Raw genomic sequence first — 20,485 nt, forward strand, 5'->3', positions numbered from 1 at the left:
TCGTTATATTCATTAAGAATAAATACACAGACTATGTCTTATAATGTCTGGCGTAAACCACTCACCTCCCCCTACTCTACTGTTACAGACTTAGCCAGATTTCTTGGCTGATCAACATCTTTGCCTTTACATACAGCAATATGATAAGCCAACAGCTGTAATGGAACCGTTGCTACTAATGGCTCAAGACATTCCATCATGTCTGGGAGTTCTATAACAGCATCTGCTATCTTAGAGATGGTTGTATCACCCTTTGAAACTAAAGCTATCACGCGTCCTTGGCGTGCCTTTATCTCTTGGATATTACTACGAACCTTCTCATACATTCCATTATGTGTTGCAATAGCTACGACAGGCATATCTGAATCTATCAAAGCTATTGGTCCATGTTTCATCTCTGCTGCTGGATAGCCTTCAGCATGTATATAGGATATCTCCTTCAACTTCAATGCGCCTTCAAGAGCTACCGGATAACTATATCCTCGACCCAGATAGAGGAAGTTACGGGCGTAAGTAAACGTACGTGCTAAGTCTGCTATCTGCTCATTTGACTTTAACACCTCTTCTATAATAGAAGGCATTTCAGCCAACTCTTTTATCACTTTCTTGTAATCTTCTTCGCTGATAGTTCCCTTTGCATTGGCAAGTGCAAGCGCAAACATTGTCAACACTGTAACCTGTCCTGTAAAAGCCTTCGTTGATGCTACACCAATCTCAGGTCCTACATGAATGTAAGTTCCTGTGTCTGTTGCACGTGGAATACTTGAACCAATGGCATTACAAATACCATAAATAAAAGCACCCTTTGATTTTGCAAGTTCTACTGCAGCAAGTGTATCTGCTGTTTCACCACTCTGTGAGATGGCTATTACAACATCACTATCACCAACCACAGGATTGCCATAACGGAATTCACTTGCATATTCGACCTGAACAGGAATACGACAATACTCCTCTATCAGCTGTTTACCAATTAGTCCTGCATGCCAACTTGTACCACAAGCAACAATAATTATACGCTTCGCATTCAACAACTTATCACGATGATCTATCAAGGCTCTCAATGTTACCTGAGTATGTTCTGGATGTACACGTCCACGCATACAATTCTTCAAACACTCTGGCTGTGCAAAAATCTCTTTGAGCATAAAGTGAGGGAAGCCTCCTTTCTCTATCTCTCCAAGATTAATATCTACTGTACGCACCTCTGGTGACAGTTCTTCATTTAGAATATTAACAACCTTCAGTTCTTCTCCTAACTTCATAACGGCGATATTGCCATCATCTAAGTATACTACCTTATCCGTATACTCTACAATAGGACTGGCATCCGAACCAAGGAAGAACTCCCCATCACCAATACCTACAACTAATGGGCTCTGCTTACGTGCCGCAATAATAGTGTCTGGATTGCGCTTGTCAAGTATAGCTATAGCATATGCACCAATGACTTGATGAAGTGCTAACTGAACAGCTTCCAGTAAACTGAGGTTTTTCTTTGTCTGTATATAATCAATCAATTGTACCAATACTTCCGTATCAGTTTCTGACTGAAATGTCATTCCTTTTTCCATGAGATTATGCTTAATTTCAGCATAGTTCTCAATAATGCCATTATGAATAATAGCAAGATTCTTCGACTGTGAATAATGCGGATGTGCATTTAATGAAGAAGGTTCACCATGTGTTGCCCAACGCGTATGAGCAATACCGATATTACCTGTTATGTCCTTATCTGAACAATACTCTTCCAGGTCAGCAACCTTTCCTTTTGTTTTATAAACATTCAGTTCCTTACCTTTATTTATCAATGCTACACCTGCACTGTCATATCCCCTATATTCAAGGCGCTGTAAGCCTTTAATTAAAATGGGATAGGCTTCACGCTTTGTTCCAATGTATCCTACAATTCCACACATAATCCTTATACAATCAGTTACCCCAAATTCAAAAAGAGAATACCTCTCACACCCTCTCTTTTTAGTAGTACCCTAAGGTCTACCCAAGACATGGATATCAAAGATATTCTCATTCCTATTATATTTTATCCTAAGAAAGGCTATAGACAAGCCTCTAAGGACAGTATTTTACTTTCTCAATACGTTTACAAGCAACGATGCCACTGATGTCACAATACCAATGAAAGAGAACCAGAGGGTAGTAGAACTACCGATACCAGAGTTCTTAGCCTTTACACTGTTTGGCTGAACATAGAGGACATCATTCTGCTGAAGATAATAGTAAGGTGAGTTAAGCAAGTTTGCATCATTAAGATTCAAACGTACAACATGCTTCTGACCTGTTGGATCTTCACGAATCAACATAATATTATCACGCTTTCCATAAACGCCAAGGTCGCCAGCTTGCGCAATTGCTTCCAAGACACTCATCTTCTCTGTTGATACAGGAATAACACCTGGATGACCAACTTCACCAAGAACGGTTATATGGTAACTGCTCATACGAACAGTAACGATAGGATTCTCAGTGCGTGCCAAATAAGGCTGAATCTTACTCTTGATGAGGTCTTCACACTCAGGCTTTGTCAAGCCACTTACATGAATCTTACCAATTACTGGGAAATTGATGAATCCAGAGTTGTCTACCAAGTAACCCTGCAAAGAGCCACCACCCGAAGCAACCTGCTTACCACTACCCAACTGATTACGCACCTGCAAATTGAAAGGAGCCGCAGCATCTGGGTCAGTAGTATTTACAGTAATCGTCAATTCATCTTTTGGCATGATGCGCGCATCATACAAGCCACGTGAAGCAGCAAGGCTAATAGAATCAGCGTTTTCTAAGTAAGTAAAGCCCTTACTTGAGCCACATCCCGTCATGGTCATAATCATAGCTGTAACTATGAGGGAGAAAATAATTTTTTTCATTTGAACAAATAACGTGTAGTCAACTATCAACATTAATTTTAGCAAAATAAAAACGAACGAAAACAAAGGAACTTCTTTCCTTATTTCATCGATCGAAATATATTCTTTGCAAAAATACAACTATTTTCTGATAACCGCAAACTAATATCTGTTTTTCTTTTTAGATTCTTCAACACATCGTAACAAACGACTTATCTTGTTAAAAAAACATTGGAACATCTTTAGAATTATTCTGTCTTAATCTCTCATCTGGTGATAGGCGATAATGAAGTCTTATTTCTTAATTAATCGTACAATTACCGATATTATCGTTTATATTTGGTTATATGATTCTTTTTCGAAAATGCATAGCCCCCTCTCAACAAAAAATAATAAAACATTAAACCATGAACACCAATGGTGCTTACGCCCCGCACCTATGGTGTTCATGCTCCGCACCACATGTGCGCAGCATGAACATTATAACAGATGATAAAGAATTCAACTTGTAAATATCATTTAATGATATAAATTAAGCCTCTAACAATAAGCATATTATGCTATAATTAGTTTATTAAAAATATTGTTCTAAACAAACTGAATGGTTAATTCCTACTTGATATCAGCTACTACATACTCGGACCTTGTTCCGATACGGAACTTACCACCCCAAATACCGATTCCAGAAGAAACATAATATTGTGTATTCCCTTTCTGTAAAGGTCCAAAAGCATCCTCATAAATAAGGTCTTCTATCCAGCTTACAGGCCATACCTGACCATAATGCGTGTGTCCAGAGAGTTGGAAGTCTATACCAGCTTGCTGTGCCTCTTCCAAGTGATAAGGCTGATGATCCATAAGAATCGTATAATACCCCTTTGGAGCAAACTTCATCAAATGCTGTAGGCTGGCACGCTTTTTATTCGTCCTATCATCACGTCCTACAACGAGAATTGAGTCACCACCTGCCAATGGCACCACGCAATGATTATCAATGAACAGATGAATCCCCGCATCTTGATAGAACTTCTTTGCACGAGGTTCACCACTTAGATACTCATGATTTCCTAAACAAACATAAACAGGAGCCTTCAGACGACGGAACTCAGCTGCCATATCTTGATCTATGAGCGCACGAATACTACCATCAATAATATCTCCTGCTATAAGAATAGCCTCTGGTTGTTCTTCATTCACCTTATCAACCCACTTTCTGAACTCATCTGTACGATTATGATAACCTAAATGTAGGTCGGTCATCATTACCAAACGATGCTGTTGTTTCATCGGTTTTGCTGACTGTAAAGTTAAGGGTACACGCTCTTTGTGCAAATAATTGAAATATCCATAAACGAACAATCCAATCATAATAACAACTACCGATACTGTACCTGTCCAACTATTATAAAGGGAGGAACGAGGAACAAGATGAAGTAATCTTCCCAAGTCAAGCACAAGGAAGAGTAACAACAGATACAACCCGATAAACACAGCAGAATTGCCAAGTTCATACAATGTAATAGCTATTGGCATTGGCTTATTATCCAAACCCAATATAAAATTGGTAAAGAAGCATACTATGCAAAGCAATAATGCTCCAACGATAATCCACTTACCTACTACAGCAAAGGGCAGTATCTGCCATACATGCCAACTTACATATCCACAGCCCAGCAAAAGGATCAAAAGAAACACGATTATCCAACCATAACCCATCTTACAATCTTGTTTTCTTAAATTATTACTAAATATCTACGTGCCCAGAGAATAGAGGCAAGTCCTCTCATTCCAAGAAACGATAGAAAAGCTATCCATAAGGCGTTATTTCCATAACTATTCCAAAACAAATAATAGACAACGAAGAAAGTTATCATTGCCATAGCTGTTGAGAATAACATTCCCTTAGTAGCTGTCAAGCCGATAAAGACTCCATCTAACACAAAAGCTGCCATTCCTACTATAGGAATAAGGTAAGCCCAAAAGAGATAGGGCTGTGCAGCTGTCACAACAGCCGTATCACTTGTGAGAAGACAAAGGAAACCTACACCGCCAAAGACGTAAACCGCAGTAAACATCAATGCCATAATGACTCCAAAACCAAAGAGTCGACGAACTATTATACGCAGTCCTTCTTTATCTCCTGCGCCATAATACTTACCACTAAGCGCCTCTCCTGCATATGCAAAACCATCCATCAGATAAGAGAAGAGCGTAAACAAGGTCATTAATAATGTATTCACAGCCAACATCATAGCTCCCTGTTTTCCTCCAGCCGACGTAAAGAAGAAGTTCACTGCCACCAAACAAAGTGTTCGCAAGAAGATATCTTTGTTTACACGGAAGAACTCACCCCATTCTCCTCTCATAATAAATACATGACGGAAGGTTGTCTGCAAGACTATACGACGTTCTTTCCCAAAAGTCAATCCTCGCTCTTTCCCAGATGTTATCCGCTTATATACAGCATATAAAGAGACTACAAAGCCCGCCCACTGAGCCAAAGCTGTACCTGCTGCAACACCACTGATTTTCCAGTCAAATACAAAAACGAAGAACAAAGAGGCAAGGATATTAACCACATTCTGCAACACAGCCACCACCATTGGTGTACGCGTATCTTGCATTCCGATAAACCATCCAGTCAGTCCGTAGAGTCCCAACATGGCAGGTGCACCCCATATAACAATCCTAAGGTAGGTAGCAACAAAGTGCCACGAAGGCTCTGGCGTATTCATCAGCCGAAGCATCCCCCACTCTATACCACGCTGTGCCACGATAAAGAGGACTCCCATTCCCACTCCTATTGTCAGTGTGCGCACAAGAATATTCATACATTCCTGCCCGTCTTGTCGTCCATATGCTTGTGATGTCATACCACTCGTTCCCATGCGTAGGAATCCTAATAGCCAGTACATCACATTGAATATCATCGAACCGACTGCTATCGCACTGATATAGGTTTCATTCCCAATATGTCCTACCACTGCCAAGTCAACAAGACCTAACAATGGAACAGTCACATTACTTATAATAGAGGGGATGGCAAGGCGTAAAATCTCCTTATTCCAGTTATCCAACAACTGCATTTCGCTACTCCCTTATGTAATCCTTAGCAACAAGGTCGTAATACAAAGCTTCCAACTCTGCCAATGACAATCGCTCTATTGAATGCTCCAACACGCGAATCAACTCTGCCCGACGTGTATCATTCTCTATTCTATCAAAATTCATATCGTACGTTTATAAGCTATAATACAAATACTATGCCGAGACAAAAGTAATTGAATTAATTGTGAAATCAAAAGATATTGGCTAATTTTGCGTGCATTAATGTAGAATTAAAATGTATGGGAAAGAAACAAGAATACAAATTAAAGAATGAAGAATACCTTAGAGAACTTAGTCAGAAGGAAGGTATCAAGAAACTTCCTAATGGTATTCTATACGAAGTAATAAAGGAAGGAAGCGGTGAAGGAAGAGTTACAGAACGTTCTATTGTCACCTGTCATTACCGTGGTAGTCTTATTAACGGCAATGTTTTCGATGATAGTTGGCAGAGGGGTATTCCAGAGGCATTCCGTGTAAACGAACTGATTACAGGATTTCAAACGGCACTCTGTGCGATGCATAAGGGTGACCATTGGCGTGTTCATATCCCCTATCAAGAGGGTTATGGCTCGAAACGCGATGGTGATATCCCTGCTTTTTCTACATTGATTTTTGAGATAGAACTATTTTCGATAGGATAAGTAGTTGGGGTTTCCCTTTGTCTATAAAGCGTATTAGAGTTCAATATACATCCCAAAAGAGTGGCTATGCGTTGATTGGCATAGCCACTCTTTTTCAATTAAGGAATAGGAAAAACTAAATTACACAATATTTCATCATACTGAAGACGTCACTTGGCATATTTTTTGTAACTTTGTAGTCTAAGAATTATAAAACAAAAGACACATAAGATGAATATAAAAGAGACTCCTGTCCTCCTGCTTACAGGTTATTTAGGCAGCGGTAAGACAACGTTAGTAAACAAGATTCTTGCCAACAAGAAAGGGATTAAGTTTGCCGTTATTGTCAACGATATCGGTGAAGTGAATATTGATGCTGACCTCATCGAGGCAGGTGGCGTTGTCGATCAGAAGGATGATTCGCTCGTTGCACTCCAAAATGGTTGTATTTGTTGTACGCTGAAGATGGACTTAGTGCAGCAGTTGAACGAAATTGTTTCACAGCAGAAGTTCGACTACATTGTTATCGAGGCAAGTGGTATCTGCGAGCCTGCCCCTATCGCACAGACTATCTGCGCATATCCACAAATGTATCCAGACCTTGCTAAGAAAGGTAAGGCAGTACTTGATTCTATTGTGACCGTTGTTGATGCACGTCGTATGTGTGATGAGTTCTCTGCTGGTAACGACCTTTTGAAGAAAGACTTGCAAGAAGATGACATTGAGAACTTACTTATCCAGCAGATTGAGTTCTGCAATATTATCCTTCTTAATAAGGTGGATGATGTCAGCAAAGAGGAATTAGGACTGGTGAAGAAGATTATCCGTTCACTTCAACCAAAGGCTGAGATTATCGAGTGTAATTATGGAGATGTTGACTTAGACAAAATCCTCAATACAGGAGACTTCAACTTTGATAAGGTTGCTACCTCTGCTTCATGGATTGCAGAGATAGAAGGTCACGATGATGAGGAGGATGAACATGACCACCATCACGACCATGATGAGCATGAGCACCACCACGATGAGCATGATGAGCATCATCACGAGCATCACCATCACCACCACTGCCACCATCATCACGGTTTGGAGAATGAAGAAAGCGGTGAAGCTTTGGAATATAACATCCAGACCTTCGTTTACTATGCACGCCGTCCATTCGACATCAATTTCTTTGATGACTTCGTAGCACGTCAGTGGCCTAAGCAGATTATTCGTTGTAAAGGTCTCTGCTATTTCTCTAATGAGAAGGATATCTGTTATGTCTTTGAGCAGGCTGGTAAGCAGGTGAGCCTTCGCAATGCAGGTCAATGGTATGCTACTATGCCACCATTCCAGTTGCGCGAGTTCCTTGAGAATAATCCTAAACTTAAGAAAGATTGGGAGGAGCCATACGGTGATAGAATGCAGAAACTCGTATTTATTGGTCAAGACCTCGACAAAGAGGCTATCACCAAAGCATTGGATACCTGTCTGACTGATTTCTAATCAGCTCTAAACCCTTGTTTGGTTATTAGAAACAGAACATATTTTGTTTTTCACATTGATTGTCTGTCTTTGTAACGGATGTGTAGTAGAATACACTAAGTTAGGAAGACAGACATTCTTAATTAATGATGATACAAATAGCAAATAGAGTCGAGAAGTGTATACGACTTAAATCGAACAAAGAGAAGCTGCCGCAGAAGCAAGAAATAAAAGCGCAGAACTTTGTCAAAAATATTCAAACACAGGAAATCACTTCATGCTTAAATACCTTTGAAAAGACGCCCAATTAGTTTCTTAAAGATGCCCTTTAGAGGTCTTACTAACGCCCTTTTGAAAGCTTATTAAGCACCTCTTCGTACACAACCTTGCAACTAACTTATAACAAGATAGTTACTACTGTGGCTAAAAGGGCGACTTTTCTACTCTTTTTCACAAAGGATTAAGAATGTGATGTAAATAATTTTTTGCACAACAAAAATCCCTTACTTACCTGAAAACAGACAAATAAGGGATTTTTATATGTGAGTTAATAAATCGTTTAAGCCTAATGAACCATATTGAACAAATATATGATTAGTATAATATCACTTCATCGCCAATTCTCAGACCACGCTCGGCAATCTTTTCGTTCTTCTTCACAAGACTCTTCAAACGAATACCATAACGTTGTGCAATATCGTACAAACTCTCTGACTTACGTACATAATATGGACGCTTCTTAAACTCCTTCGGACCTTTCTTTTGTTTCTTCTTCAACCAGATATACTCTCCAGGAATCAGACGTTCATGCTTATCACGTTCATTGTACTTAGCCAACTTACCTACACTAATTTCTAATTCTTTACTTAACGACTTAAAAGAATCTCCCTGTCTTACAATAACATAATAGTTGTCATTGTATTTATTGATAGGATGTGCACCCAAAACCTGAACAGGATTTGGACGACCATTTTCTATGCCACGAACAACAGAATTCTCACCACTATGATGAGCCATAAAGCGATCGTAACTTTTCGCCTTATCATACTCGTAAAGCTTATAAAGCTCAATAAGATTAATGAGACTCTGTGCATAGACAGGATTAGTAGCATAACCTGCTCGCTTCAACCCATACGCCCAACCACGGTAATCGGATCTATCCAAACTGAACAGACTTCTATAACGGGGACGGTCACGAAGAAACTTACAATGATCTTCGAAACTTTCTAACGCACTATCATACGCACGGAAACATTCTCCTTTTGCATCATCATCATGCGAAATTGTACGACCCAGCCAACCATGACATTTGATACCAAAGTGATTATTACCAAGAAGAACAAGTCTTCCACGCCCTGCCCCACTCTCGAGCAAACCTTGTGCTAACGTGATACTTGCAGGTACGCCATACTTCAGCATACCTTCAATAGCCATGTCTTTATACTGATCAATATAGGATTGATAAACTTGATTCCATCTTGCCTGTCCCGACGCTACGGTAGAAAACATATAGAGGAATGAGATAAAAAGGAAGATATATCGCTTCATAAAAAGTTCTTTTTAGATTATATAACTGCAAAAATACGGGTTTTATTATATAATACAAAGTGAATTATCTTAAATCTCACAAAGATTTCAAAACTTATACGTAACTTTGTATTCATGAAGACAATCATTGCACTTGGCTCAAATTCTAATCAGGAGGAGAATATTTTCAAAGCTCAGACACTGCTGAAACAACGTTTCGAGGGTGTCAAATTCTCTGATACACAATGGACTGAACCGATTGGAATAAAGTCTGACAAATTCTTGAATTGTATAGGAACTTTTGATACAATATTATCTCTCACCCAAGTAATACAATGCTTAAAGAAGATAGAACAAACTATGGGTGACTCTCACGAAAATCATCAAATAGGAAAAGTTCTGATTGATATTGACCTTGCACAATATGGCGAGAAGATTGTAAAAAAGATAATATGGCTATAAGAAGAACTGGAAAATTAATCATAACGCTTCTGCTATGCCTTACAACTTCTATCCCTGCATTTGCACAAAAGAGCAAGGATGCTGAAGAATTAGGGAAAGCACTGGAATACTTTACTTCAGCAAAGTATCATGAAGCCCTGCTTATCTTTCAGCGATTGGATAAAGAATATAAGCTTAATGAACGTTTTAAGGCTTATATAGGCCTTTGCTATTACCATGATTGGGATTATGAAGCATCAGTTAAATACTTAGAGGGTGTTATGCCTAAATTGGAAGTATTTGCGCCACATGAGCGGTCAGTCTACTATTATACAACTGCAGAAAGTAAGTTCAACTTAAAGCAATATAAGGAAGCTATCCCCTATTATGAGAAAACACTAACCGTATGTTATGAACGAGAAAAAGGAGATGTCTATTATCGGTTAGGGCTATGCAATATGTTTCTTCAATCATGGAAACCAGCATACGACCAATACATGAATGCTGAAAAGATTTATAACCAGTATAAACAGGAAGAAAATGTGCAGGGACGACTTGCACAGATAAAACGTATGGCTGCTGCTTGTTGGACAAATTATGAGGCTACATTGCCTAAGGATTCTTTGTCGAAAATAACAGACAGCACGACCAATAAAGATAATGAGACGACGCAATTAAAAAACATATCGACAATTATCAACTCATTGATTTCTACGATGTTATTACCATCTACAACGCCAGATAATGTAAAAGATATTATCAAAAAAGAAGAGAAAATAAAACTTGAAAAATAAGTACTAAATTTCTATTCTTTTCTTCGTTCGTTCAGTTTTTTTTCGTACTTTTGCGACACGTACATATCAAAAATGGCAGAAAAATCATGCCTTTTATCCACTTGACATACAAACCTAATAAAAATTGAGATTTTTATTTATTCATTTGATAATCCAACGGATTTTATGTATAGGATAAGAAGGCAAGGTAAATCAGATATTACCATAATCTAATATATGGAGAAACACAACAAGGGCTGGCACCGAAGACATTAAGATCTCCGACGTCAGCCCTTAATCCCAAATCGGGCATTAGATCCTAAACATATTTTGTTTTATTTTCGAGCAGATTGTTTGGATTTGTTACGCAGGCGTAGCGGGCTACGTCAAGTTACAAAGACGGACAAGATGCCGATAAGAAAATAAAAGATGTTAGGAAACAATACCATAATAAAAAGAAATATATATTGTGGTTTAATGACCGGTTTGGGTTAATATGGGTCATAAAAGAAGGTATTTATTCCATTGTCTCTTTTATCTTCTCCACAATATATTTCACATCATCATCTGTTACTAATGGTCCACTTGGTAAACACATACCTACTTTGAAAAGACTTTCGCTCACACCATTTACGTATGCTGGACAATCCTTATAACATGGCTGCTTGTGCATTGGCTTCCAAAGAGGACGGCTCTCAATATTGGCTTTATCAAGGAAGACACGCATAGCCTCAACATTAGCATTTGGTTCACAATCAGTATGTGCATTATCTACTGAATGAATAACACCAGCTGCACCACCAACTGCTCCCTGTACTGTAGTCTTATATGCATTCTCCTGACCTTTCACCTTAACAGAAGGGTCAAGAACCATTGTGTTCAGCCAGAAGTTAGAATCAAACTCTGGTGAGGGGTTTGCATGGAAGGTAATACCATCTATCTTACTGAAAGCCTCTTCATACAAATGAGCAATATGACGGTGATGAGCAATATGCTCATCCAAGACTGTCATCTGACCACGACCGATACCAGCACAAACATTACTCATACGATAGTTGAAACCAATCTTCTCATGCTGATAGTATGGATAACCCTCACGAGCCTGTGTTGCATAGAACATCACATTATTACGAACCTCTTCATTAGGACAAACAAGTGCACCACCACCTGATGTAGTAATCATCTTGTTTCCATTAAATGAGAGAACACCATACTCGCCAAAGGTACCACATACCTGTCTTTCGTATCTTGAACCTAAACCCTCTGCGGCATCCTCTACAACAGGGATATCATATTTATCTGCTACTGCAAGAATTTCTTTTATCTTTGCAGGCATACCATAAAGATAAACTACAATGATTGCTTTAGGTTTCTTACCGGTCTTAGCAATTCTATCCTTAATAGCTTCCTCCAAAAGTGCAGGGTCAAGATTCCATGTTTCCTTCTCTGAGTCAACAAACACAGGAGTTGCACCAAGATAAGTTACTGGATGTGAACTGGCACAGAAGGTAAAACTCTGGCAAATGACCTCATCGCCAGCTTTAACTCCCAATGCTACTAAAGCGAGGTGTACAGCAGAGGTACCAGAACAGAGTGCTACAATACGCTTATCCTCCAACCCTGGTAAAGACTCCTTCCAAAGATTATCAGGATTATCCTCATGCGCCATAATTGTCTGTGGATAGTCCTCTTTTTCAAGGAAGTTTCTTCTTTCATCTGAAGGACTTACAGAGGCTGAGAAACGTCTCAAGTCATCTTCAAAGCCATTGACATTTGGTCCCAATGGCACCACCCAATTGGTGTCAAACGCCTCTTGGATGTATCTCATCTCGTTACCACTCATGTGAGCGAGACAAAGTAAAACACGATTTCTTTCCATTTTACTAATTATATTTTTTCACCTGCATAGTCCATCTTTTTTCCGAGAACTGTACAGACAATCATTTGAATATCTTTTATAAAGGAATAGTTCTTTAAATAATAGAGGTTTAACTTGACTTTATCAGGGAAAATAACCTCATCATTATATTGAGCAGGATTCTCAACAGAAGCTAAGAGTTCTTCCTCATTTCTATATTTCAAGCTGGCTGGACCTGTTATTCCAGGCTTTAACTTCAAAATATCTCTTTCTTCTCCTTGCAACTGATCGGCATAACCAGGAACGTCTGGACGTGGACCGACAAAACTCATATCACCTTTGAGAACATTCCAGAGTTCTGGTAGCTCATCTAACTTATAACGTCTAAGTTTCTCGCCAAGTGGTGTGATGCGGCACTGTTCAGTTGAAGCAATAGAAGTTGCTTCTGAATCCCTACTTGCTACAGAAGCCTCTGCCTTGACAGTCATCGATCTGAACTTATATACAGTAAACAGTTTACCATACTGCCCCACTCTCTTCTGACAAAACAAAATAGGACCAGGCATCTTCACCTTGATTAGAATTGCTACTACCAATAATACCGGACTAAGGAATAGCAAACCAAACAAAGATGCGAGTTTATCAAATGACCATTTTAAAAACATAATTATACTGCAATATTAAGAATGATTTTTTCAGAATCTAAAAAAATAACCTTACAGATTAATCCTTTTTAGGTCTGTACTCTACATAGTAATCTCCATTAGGTAATCTTTCAATAATCTGAATATCATTAGCAGTCTGAGCAGATTTCATAGAAGCAATATTATCTGGCGCAATTGTTCCAAAAACCCTAAGACCTAACAATGAAGAAATCTCTGTTGCACATAGATTCATCATTTTATTGATTCCACGACGTTGCCAACGATAATCTGTCATATACCCACGAAAGGATTTCCCCCAAAAGAAACTCCGCTGGAAGAAATATCCAACACATATTTTTTGTTGAACAGCTCCTTCTGCAACAACGATATAAGCAAGAAAACTTTTATCTTTTGCTAACTTGTTCAATGATAGTTCATCGAAACCATGAGGTTTAAAGAAGTCAAAGGCTGACGCAGGCTGTTCTGCAAACATCTTTGCCAACATAGGAAGATTATCCTTACCAAGGCTCTCTATCCTATAGGAAAGTGCATTACCAGCCTCATCTGTAGTTTTAGTAAAATGAGAAAGAATATTCTGAACATTCTTCATTTTACTTCCATACCTTAATCCAAAAAGGAAGGAATTGATAATCCCTATAATATCCCAGATCCAAGGTAATTTGTCACGTAGGATATGTGCTATTTTATAAAGCATCGTAAAACTCTTTTAAAGCCTTCCAAATATCCTTCTGCTCATACCTTTCACGTATCATTGGACGTGCATTGCGTCCCATACGTTTAGCCTCTTCAGGATGCTCAATAAACCATTTCATAGTATTAAGCAAAGCCTGTTGCATAACTTCAGACCCTTCTTTAAGAGGGGCAGCTATAATTTTACCATTCAGACCATCTTTAATAATTTCATTACAGCCATTGATATTCGTAACAATAGAAGGCAATCCCATAGCACCAGCTTGCATTGGCACATTAGGGAATCCTTCACGATAACTTGGGAAGACAAGTGCATCAGCTTGAGCCAAGAAAGGACGAACATCACTTTGCCAGTCGACAAACTTCACCTTGTCAGAAGTTGTCAAAAACTCCTTATCTGATTCCGAAACGGCATTCTCCTCCTCAAAAGTACCAACCAATATTAACCGACAATTCAGTTGTCGCATACACTCCGTAAGCTCATGTATACCTTTATCTTTAACCATTCTTCCAATAAAGACGAAGCTAAAAGTATCTGACGTATCATTAGTATTCTCTACAGGCAAAAAGAACTCTGTATCAATACCATTAATATTTCCATTCCAAATCACCCGCAACGGCTTCTTTGTGATACAATCCTCTTGCAAGGCATGTAATACCCCTTGCCCTTCTGGAATTACATTTGTGGCAAAAAGACATGACAATCGTTCCATTGTCTTAAGAATCGTCCTCAACATGCCATGAGCACCCTGATAACGTAAGCCAGTAACGGTATATATCCTATGCGGAACACATGCAAACCACGCAGCAATCATTGCCAACAAACTTCCCTTAGGAGTATTAGCATGCACACACCATGGCTTCTCCTTACGAAACAGACGATACAAGAACCATAAACCCTTGATATCTTTCACTAAACTAATAGGACGTTCTAACGGAGCATCTACCACACGGATTCCCTCTCGCTCACTAACCTCCTTCAGAACACCAGTATCTTTTGCAACACCAACAACTTCAAAGTATTGGTTCAAAAACTTCAGCTGTCCTTCTAGTAAACTATTTAAGGATATGTCCGCAGTTGTAACGCGAATTAATTTCTTCTTCATGATTTAGAACTCGACACGTTCAAAATTCACATTTCCAATTCTTGCAGCATACTCAGGGAATGCACTCTTCCACATTCCTTCATGCCATAAGCTATATACCTTTTGCGCACCACTGATTAAATAATAATCAGTGAACATTTTGATATTCTCAGAATCATCTGTTTCTCCAGCAGTATCTATATGCTTTACTGTTCCAGGCACAATATACACATCAAGCTTTGCTTTTTTTATCTCTTCAATAAAGACCATAGAGTCCGAAGCGATAAGAATCCTTGTGTTAGGGTGCTGTTCAGATATCTTCTTTACTGCATTGATAGCTGCCTCTACCAATGCACTCTTTTGATTATCAGAACTTAACTCAGGGTTAATAGCCGTTTCCGTCTTATCACCCAAAAGATTCATAAAACGTGTATGAATTGCGATATAGTTAGCTCCAATCTCTGACCTATATTGGTCCAAATAACGTTGGAGATAATTTGTTGGGCGAAATAGCTCTCTATACAACTCCCCCCACTGGTAACTCGTACCAAAATGAGCATTCACCTTATCTAAGGAGTTATAGCCATAATAGAAATGTGTTTCAGACGAACGTTTCTTATATAAACGAGAAGGGTCTACTATCTCTCCGTAGGCTATAACATTATTATATGAAAGAAGACCAAAATTCATTTGGCTCTCATCAATTAGCCAATCATACTCATTTGGCTCAAGATACTTACTTAATACAAACGGATAAGTCCAATTCAATTTAAATGGTTTTCCCAAAGCTTTAGATATAGCATAAATGGTAATCAGACCTTTCAGCCTGTCAAACATTCCACCATGAGGAATTCTACCATCAACCATAAATACAAACGGATAACTATTACCCGTTGTGTACAAAGAGAACCCTTTCTCCTTCATTATCCTGAACTTCATCCGAGGTTCACGATAACAGCAATCTATAAGCTTAACTAAATTATTTCTTTCTATCATAAATTAAGACTTTCTTAATGTCCAAGTTATTGATATACAGAATGTAGTGCAGTAATAGTATCAAAACATGAAGTAAAAACTATAGAGAAAATATATAACACTCTTTTTTACAACACTACTGTTTCATATACAGAGTTATAGCCATTAACCGTTTTTGAAATATCAAACTCCAAGGCTCTATTATAACAGCGTTCTGCAATCTCGTTATAATAAGTTTCATCACTTGCTAATCGGTTAATTTCTTCTGCCAATGCCTTTGCATCCTCATGTGGGAAAAGAATACCATATCCCTTAGTTACTTCTTTCAAGCCATTAACATCAGAGGCTATAAAAGGCTTATGTGCACTCATTCCCTCTACATTACTAAGGCTCAACCCTTCCCAATGAGAAGACATCACGATAACATCTGCTGCTCTCAGGACATTTGGAATATCAGTACGTAAGCCTAAGAATCTAACTCGCTCACTTACACCAAGCGAATCTGCTAACTGCTTAACAATTTCTTGACGTATACCAACACCAGCAAACCAAACCTCAAAGTCACTGTTATTGAGTAATCCTAAAGCTTTAACAATCGTATCCTGATCTTTTGCATCTCGAAACCCAGCAACCATCAAAGCAGCCTTCCTTTTTCCCTTCAATAATAATAAATTATTATCAGGAGTAGCATTACTGATAGCTTTAACATCTACCCCATTATTAATTGTTGAGATTTGCTTATACTTGGGATTGACCTTATCCAACCAAGCACCTCCCATGTATTCTCGCAATTTTTCTTCAGCAATCTGACTTATACAGATAACATGATTATACTGTCCATACATCCAGCTCTCAATTGGTGCATACCATTTCCAATCACGTTTACGATTAGAAGTTGTATGCTCCGTAGAGACCAACTTTTGAGAACAAAATAAATTGGCGATTGCTACAAACAGTTGCGGTGAAGAATTATGCGTATGAATAATATCATAATTCTTCATTATCTTTACTAATTTAAATATATAGAGTGGATTATAAACCCCATGTCCTAACGCATATACCTTTGTCTGTGGACTCTCTTTCTTCAATCTATAGGTCAATGGTGTCTCTTTTCCATTAAAGATACATAAACCCACCGTATTCCCCAAAGCCTGCAACCTTGGTATCAAATTAACCACCAACGTTTCAGCGCCTCCCATATCCAAAGATGTTATGACTTGAAGTATTCTCATTGTTTTTATATTAAATTAAATCGCTTTAATATCTTACGTATCCACATCCTATCAAATCCTAAAGTATCTGTAACTATAATATTCTTATAAGAGTTAAACGTATGACTTCCGACATTCAAAATAGGATGTGTAGAATAAATCCTTCTAAGCTCTTTGAAACTGAAATTTCTTATATTTGTTTCTTGTAATGTGACTGCGTGCCCATACTGCAAATTACATTCTTGTGTCGGGCGTATAAGCTTATTATTATAATAAAAGAAAGCTCCAGACATACGAGCAACATTTTCCTTAAAAGAAACTGATTTCAAGAAAATAAACTTTTTTTCTTCAGAATGCCATTTATATATATATAGGATATTTCCATTAGGATTCTTTCTCGGAGTACAGAATAAAAAAGTTTGATTATCAATAAAGAAAGGAACAGCATCCTCAACACCTTCATCCAATACACTGTGTAAAAAATCGATTTTATTTGATAGTGGAAAATATCTATATATGCTTAAATGTCCACTTTCCCCATTTTCAGGTAAGATATATACATAAGGTTCATTAAAAGAATTTACATGAGTATCTATATCTCTAATAAAAAGAGACAAAGGGTCTTCTTGCCTTATGATAAAAGGAAAAGAAAGGTGTGTCGTTAAATCAAGGATTACATCACAACTCTGCAAGACGCTAGAAGCTTTATCTATTGTTAGCTTAGATATTCTACCTTTATTTGCTGGCTTAAAAAAATCTTCTACTAAAAGTTCTATTTTCTTTTCAGATACATCCAAAATAAATGGATCCGCAAACCATGAATTTTTATAATTATGTTTAACCCAATTCACTTTTAAAGGGAAATTATTCAATATGTCTTCTATAGAATTCTGAATAAAACCAACATTCCAACGTTCTTCTGTTAGTTTCTTAATTTTCTTTTTTAGAAACATAATATACACATCTAATGATTGAACAAAACGTTAATATTCATTTTACAATATATGAAGATAACTAGTTAAAGTTTATTTCTTCATTTTACATAACATTAAGATTATCTTTTATACTATCATTGCAAACCAATAAAAAACCAAGTAATATTCATTCATATTTTAGTTAAATAAAAGTATATTTTCTCATAATATTCATCTATTCTTATCAGTATTATTTATCTAAAAGATAAACATCCTTTATATGCATTCCCCAACCTATTAGTGACACAACATTCCATATCCCTCTTATTTTCGGAAAAGAACCTTTACCATGATAACAGTATCTAAATCGCCAATAATTTATTGCAGCTTTTAATTTATAAATATATGGGATATCGTTTTGTAAAATTTCTGCATAACACATCATAGAAGCAATAGGGCTTTGCATACGTATCTTTACTATTTTCGATGTTAGTCCTCCCTCTAAATAATCACGCAAATAGATAACATCATTAATAAATAGTAACTTAAATTTTTTTGCTATTCTATTTAAAACTAAATCTTCTGGGCAAAACCTTTCATTATCAAACTCCGGGAAAGGGAACTCTCGCAAAACATCTATTTTAAACACTTCACAAACATCTCCTACAAATCCATATTTATAACGCATTTCTATAGAACTTATATTTATCGGTAAAGAAACGTTCCGCTTTCCGATAACGGTCCCATCGTGATGGGCCATCAAACCACATATCCCCCCAATTAAAGGGTTATCTTTTATATCCAAATAATAACGCTGTATAATAGATAAAGAATTTTGAGGTAAACTATCATCACTATCAACAATAAGAATAAGTTCACCTTTTGCTTCTTTAACTCCTCTATTTAGGGCTTTATGCTTACCTCCATTAAGCTGCTGTATGTAAGTTATAACTATTTTCTGTTCTTTTATAAACTTATCTACGATATCTGTAGTAGTATCTGTTGAACCATCATCAACAATAACCCATTCAAAATCTTCAAAGTCCTGTTTTGTAAGACTTTGATATAAATTAATAAGTAAAGAAGCCCTATTATAAGTAGGTGTTAAAACTGTAATCATCAACGATAAAATTTATCTATAGAATATTTCTCATCATACTCGTATTTTTCGTAGATAGGATCATATTCACGTACACCATTTGTGAAGAATGTTTTATAAGGAGAAAGCAAAAAACCCCAATAATACACAATTCGGAAGAAAAGTAAGAAACAGATAATAGGAATAATTTTCCTCGTTAGATTATTACTCTTGATATTATTTGCAATCAAAGATAATGTACTTATTACTCCTATCAAATAATACCATCCTAATCGCCCACCATTAAGAGAAAGAACAAAAAGTAATAATATTGCACAGAATCCTAAAGATGTATTGAGTAGAACTATATTTTTTTTCGTAGTTGGGATTAAAGAATAATTCTTTAATATGAAATATAAAAAAACAAATGCTTCTATAATATATTCGTATCTAAAGCCAGTCTCTTGCTCCGCATAAGAATCTGTTCGATATTGCATATCTGTTACATCACCATATAATCTGAATAATGCAGAAGGACCACCAGACAAACCAAGAACCAAACATATACTCATAATAATAATAATACTTCGTTGACTAAAACGTTTGATTGGTAAGAAATATAATGGGAATAAAATTATAGCAGAATTGTGAAATGAGGCTGCAACCAATACGCATATTATGAATTTGTACAATTCTTTCTTATAAACATATCTAATAGCAAACCAAGCAATACCTACTCCCACCATTTGTCTAAAATAAGTGAATGTAAAGAAGAACATAAGTCCCATAAAAAGCATTATAGCAAATGGATAATTAATGCAATACTTCTTTAGGGAAAAATAATATAGGAAATAAATTATCAAAGTATACAGTAGAATAAATATATACCTATTACTTGTAATAAAAGAAATCAAGACATTACTCCCAATATAACCTATCTCAGATGGATATAATGTAAAAATACTAGCATCTTTATAATTTCCTCCTACTCTAGTAATATCAGCAATGTCATCAAATAAACTTGCATATATATATCTATCATATCCACCAAGCATGTCAGACAGACCTACAAAAACGGCCAATATCACAAGTGAGAAAAACAAGGCCCTATCGCGATTGTAATTATACTTGATGGCTAAACTGTTAATGAAAAGAACAAGAATAAAAATGAATAAATAGACTATCATGTGAGGATATTTTTAATTA

Annotated in this window: 19 protein-coding genes; 4 read left to right on the forward strand and 15 right to left on the reverse strand. The window is 37.1% G+C overall.

Annotated features, from left to right (window positions below; translation table 11 throughout):
- Window positions 1–71 precede the first annotated feature (71 nt).
- From glmS to FIU21_RS08210, 5 genes are all read right to left on the reverse strand, one after another.
- Window positions 72–1,919, reverse strand: coding sequence for a glutamine--fructose-6-phosphate transaminase (isomerizing) (glmS, locus tag FIU21_RS08190; RefSeq protein WP_004361227.1), 1,848 nt, complete (start codon window positions 1,917–1,919; stop codon window positions 72–74).
- 168 nt (window positions 1,920–2,087) lie between these two features.
- Window positions 2,088–2,888: a polysaccharide biosynthesis/export family protein gene (locus FIU21_RS08195; RefSeq protein WP_004361228.1), complete on the reverse strand. Its 801-nt coding sequence runs from the start codon at window positions 2,886–2,888 to the stop codon at window positions 2,088–2,090.
- A 591-nt stretch (window positions 2,889–3,479) separates the two neighbouring features.
- Window positions 3,480–4,583 carry a metallophosphoesterase gene (locus FIU21_RS08200; protein WP_004361229.1) on the reverse strand — a complete coding sequence of 368 codons (1,104 nt, stop codon included), beginning with the start codon at window positions 4,581–4,583 and terminating at the stop codon, window positions 3,480–3,482.
- Window positions 4,584–4,600: 17 nt separating this feature from the next.
- Window positions 4,601–5,953, reverse strand: a complete 1,353-nt coding sequence (locus FIU21_RS08205) for an MATE family efflux transporter (RefSeq protein ID WP_172891360.1) — start codon at window positions 5,951–5,953, stop codon at window positions 4,601–4,603.
- 4 nt (window positions 5,954–5,957) lie between these two features.
- Window positions 5,958–6,098 carry a hypothetical protein gene (locus tag FIU21_RS08210; protein WP_004361231.1) on the reverse strand — a complete coding sequence of 47 codons (141 nt, stop codon included), beginning with the start codon at window positions 6,096–6,098 and terminating at the stop codon, window positions 5,958–5,960.
- Window positions 6,099–6,214: 116 nt separating this feature from the next.
- Here FIU21_RS08210 and bamJ point away from each other — a divergent pair, with 116 nt between their 5' ends.
- Together bamJ and FIU21_RS08220 are read left to right on the forward strand one after the other, a co-directional pair.
- On the forward strand, window positions 6,215–6,616 hold the full coding sequence (bamJ, locus tag FIU21_RS08215) for a BamJ family beta-barrel-assembly machinery protein (RefSeq protein ID WP_004361232.1): 402 nt from the start codon (window positions 6,215–6,217) through the stop codon (window positions 6,614–6,616).
- Window positions 6,617–6,826: 210 nt separating this feature from the next.
- Window positions 6,827–8,083, forward strand: coding sequence for a GTP-binding protein (locus tag FIU21_RS08220; protein ID WP_004361233.1), 1,257 nt, complete (start codon window positions 6,827–6,829; stop codon window positions 8,081–8,083).
- Window positions 8,084–8,656: 573 nt separating this feature from the next.
- Here the strand turns inward: FIU21_RS08220 and FIU21_RS08225 are convergent.
- Window positions 8,657–9,610 carry a glucosaminidase domain-containing protein gene (locus FIU21_RS08225; protein ID WP_036886794.1) on the reverse strand — a complete coding sequence of 318 codons (954 nt, stop codon included), beginning with the start codon at window positions 9,608–9,610 and terminating at the stop codon, window positions 8,657–8,659.
- A gap of 114 nt (window positions 9,611–9,724) precedes the next feature.
- Here FIU21_RS08225 and FIU21_RS08230 point away from each other — a divergent pair, with 114 nt between their 5' ends.
- Together FIU21_RS08230 and FIU21_RS08235 are read left to right on the forward strand one after the other, a co-directional pair.
- Window positions 9,725–10,051, forward strand: a complete 327-nt coding sequence (locus tag FIU21_RS08230) for a 2-amino-4-hydroxy-6-hydroxymethyldihydropteridine diphosphokinase (protein ID WP_004361235.1) — start codon at window positions 9,725–9,727, stop codon at window positions 10,049–10,051.
- Window positions 10,042–10,824, forward strand: coding sequence for a tetratricopeptide repeat protein (locus tag FIU21_RS08235; protein ID WP_004361236.1), 783 nt, complete (start codon window positions 10,042–10,044; stop codon window positions 10,822–10,824). Before FIU21_RS08230 ends, FIU21_RS08235 begins: the two co-directional genes overlap by 10 nt.
- A gap of 496 nt (window positions 10,825–11,320) precedes the next feature.
- Here FIU21_RS08235 and FIU21_RS08240 read toward each other — a convergent pair whose 3' ends face one another.
- From FIU21_RS08240 to FIU21_RS08280, 9 genes are all read right to left on the reverse strand, one after another.
- On the reverse strand, window positions 11,321–12,682 hold the full coding sequence (locus FIU21_RS08240) for an aminotransferase class I/II-fold pyridoxal phosphate-dependent enzyme (protein WP_036886797.1): 1,362 nt from the start codon (window positions 12,680–12,682) through the stop codon (window positions 11,321–11,323).
- Window positions 12,683–12,690: 8 nt separating this feature from the next.
- Window positions 12,691–13,326 (reverse strand): sugar transferase, encoded by a 636-nt coding sequence (locus tag FIU21_RS08245; RefSeq protein ID WP_004361238.1) that lies wholly within the window; start codon window positions 13,324–13,326, stop codon window positions 12,691–12,693.
- 58 nt (window positions 13,327–13,384) lie between these two features.
- Window positions 13,385–14,020, reverse strand: a complete 636-nt coding sequence (locus FIU21_RS08250) for a GNAT family N-acetyltransferase (protein ID WP_004361239.1) — start codon at window positions 14,018–14,020, stop codon at window positions 13,385–13,387.
- Window positions 14,010–15,122, reverse strand: coding sequence for a glycosyltransferase family 4 protein (locus FIU21_RS08255; RefSeq protein ID WP_004361240.1), 1,113 nt, complete (start codon window positions 15,120–15,122; stop codon window positions 14,010–14,012). The genes FIU21_RS08250 and FIU21_RS08255 overlap by 11 nt, the downstream gene beginning before the upstream one ends.
- A 3-nt stretch (window positions 15,123–15,125) precedes the next feature.
- Window positions 15,126–16,040 (reverse strand): O-fucosyltransferase family protein, encoded by a 915-nt coding sequence (locus FIU21_RS08260; protein WP_050759768.1) that lies wholly within the window; start codon window positions 16,038–16,040, stop codon window positions 15,126–15,128.
- Between the two features lie 164 nt (window positions 16,041–16,204).
- Entirely contained in the window at window positions 16,205–17,308 is a 1,104-nt protein-coding gene (locus FIU21_RS08265) for a glycosyltransferase family 4 protein (RefSeq protein WP_036886802.1), read from the reverse strand.
- A gap of 5 nt (window positions 17,309–17,313) precedes the next feature.
- Entirely contained in the window at window positions 17,314–18,240 is a 927-nt protein-coding gene (locus FIU21_RS08270) for a glucosamine inositolphosphorylceramide transferase family protein (protein WP_004361243.1), read from the reverse strand.
- A 211-nt stretch (window positions 18,241–18,451) separates the two neighbouring features.
- Window positions 18,452–19,321, reverse strand: a complete 870-nt coding sequence (locus FIU21_RS08275) for a glycosyltransferase family A protein (RefSeq protein WP_036886804.1) — start codon at window positions 19,319–19,321, stop codon at window positions 18,452–18,454.
- Window positions 19,321–20,466 carry an EpsG family protein gene (locus FIU21_RS08280; protein WP_172891361.1) on the reverse strand — a complete coding sequence of 382 codons (1,146 nt, stop codon included), beginning with the start codon at window positions 20,464–20,466 and terminating at the stop codon, window positions 19,321–19,323. The genes FIU21_RS08275 and FIU21_RS08280 overlap by 1 nt, the downstream gene beginning before the upstream one ends.
- Between the last annotated feature and the right edge of the window lie 19 nt (window positions 20,467–20,485).

Origin of the sequence: Prevotella melaninogenica (assembly GCF_013267595.1) — a bacterium.
In the GTDB taxonomy this organism is placed as follows: Bacteria; Bacteroidota; Bacteroidia; order Bacteroidales; family Bacteroidaceae; genus Prevotella; species Prevotella melaninogenica_D.

Excerpts from the sequence above, each read along its gene's own strand:
- glmS (WP_004361227.1), bottom strand. The coding sequence starts at position 1,919 with ATGTGTGGAATTGTAGGATACATTGGAACAAAGCGTGAAGCCTATCCC.
- FIU21_RS08195 (WP_004361228.1), bottom strand. The coding sequence starts at position 2,888 with ATGAAAAAAATTATTTTCTCCCTCATAGTTACAGCTATGATTATGACC.
- FIU21_RS08200 (WP_004361229.1), bottom strand. The coding sequence starts at position 4,583 with ATGGGTTATGGTTGGATAATCGTGTTTCTTTTGATCCTTTTGCTGGGC.
- FIU21_RS08205 (WP_172891360.1), bottom strand. The coding sequence starts at position 5,953 with ATGCAGTTGTTGGATAACTGGAATAAGGAGATTTTACGCCTTGCCATC.
- FIU21_RS08210 (WP_004361231.1), bottom strand. The coding sequence starts at position 6,098 with ATGAATTTTGATAGAATAGAGAATGATACACGTCGGGCAGAGTTGATT.
- bamJ (WP_004361232.1), top strand. The coding sequence starts at position 6,215 with ATGGGAAAGAAACAAGAATACAAATTAAAGAATGAAGAATACCTTAGA.
- FIU21_RS08220 (WP_004361233.1), top strand. The coding sequence starts at position 6,827 with ATGAATATAAAAGAGACTCCTGTCCTCCTGCTTACAGGTTATTTAGGC.
- FIU21_RS08225 (WP_036886794.1), bottom strand. The coding sequence starts at position 9,610 with ATGAAGCGATATATCTTCCTTTTTATCTCATTCCTCTATATGTTTTCT.
- FIU21_RS08230 (WP_004361235.1), top strand. The coding sequence starts at position 9,725 with ATGAAGACAATCATTGCACTTGGCTCAAATTCTAATCAGGAGGAGAAT.
- FIU21_RS08235 (WP_004361236.1), top strand. The coding sequence starts at position 10,042 with ATGGCTATAAGAAGAACTGGAAAATTAATCATAACGCTTCTGCTATGC.
- FIU21_RS08240 (WP_036886797.1), bottom strand. The coding sequence starts at position 12,682 with ATGGAAAGAAATCGTGTTTTACTTTGTCTCGCTCACATGAGTGGTAAC.
- FIU21_RS08245 (WP_004361238.1), bottom strand. The coding sequence starts at position 13,326 with ATGTTTTTAAAATGGTCATTTGATAAACTCGCATCTTTGTTTGGTTTG.
- FIU21_RS08250 (WP_004361239.1), bottom strand. The coding sequence starts at position 14,020 with ATGCTTTATAAAATAGCACATATCCTACGTGACAAATTACCTTGGATC.
- FIU21_RS08255 (WP_004361240.1), bottom strand. The coding sequence starts at position 15,122 with ATGAAGAAGAAATTAATTCGCGTTACAACTGCGGACATATCCTTAAAT.
- FIU21_RS08260 (WP_050759768.1), bottom strand. The coding sequence starts at position 16,040 with ATGAAGTTCAGGATAATGAAGGAGAAAGGGTTCTCTTTGTACACAACG.
- FIU21_RS08265 (WP_036886802.1), bottom strand. The coding sequence starts at position 17,308 with ATGAGAATACTTCAAGTCATAACATCTTTGGATATGGGAGGCGCTGAA.
- FIU21_RS08270 (WP_004361243.1), bottom strand. The coding sequence starts at position 18,240 with ATGTTTCTAAAAAAGAAAATTAAGAAACTAACAGAAGAACGTTGGAAT.
- FIU21_RS08275 (WP_036886804.1), bottom strand. The coding sequence starts at position 19,321 with ATGATTACAGTTTTAACACCTACTTATAATAGGGCTTCTTTACTTATT.
- FIU21_RS08280 (WP_172891361.1), bottom strand. The coding sequence starts at position 20,466 with ATGATAGTCTATTTATTCATTTTTATTCTTGTTCTTTTCATTAACAGT.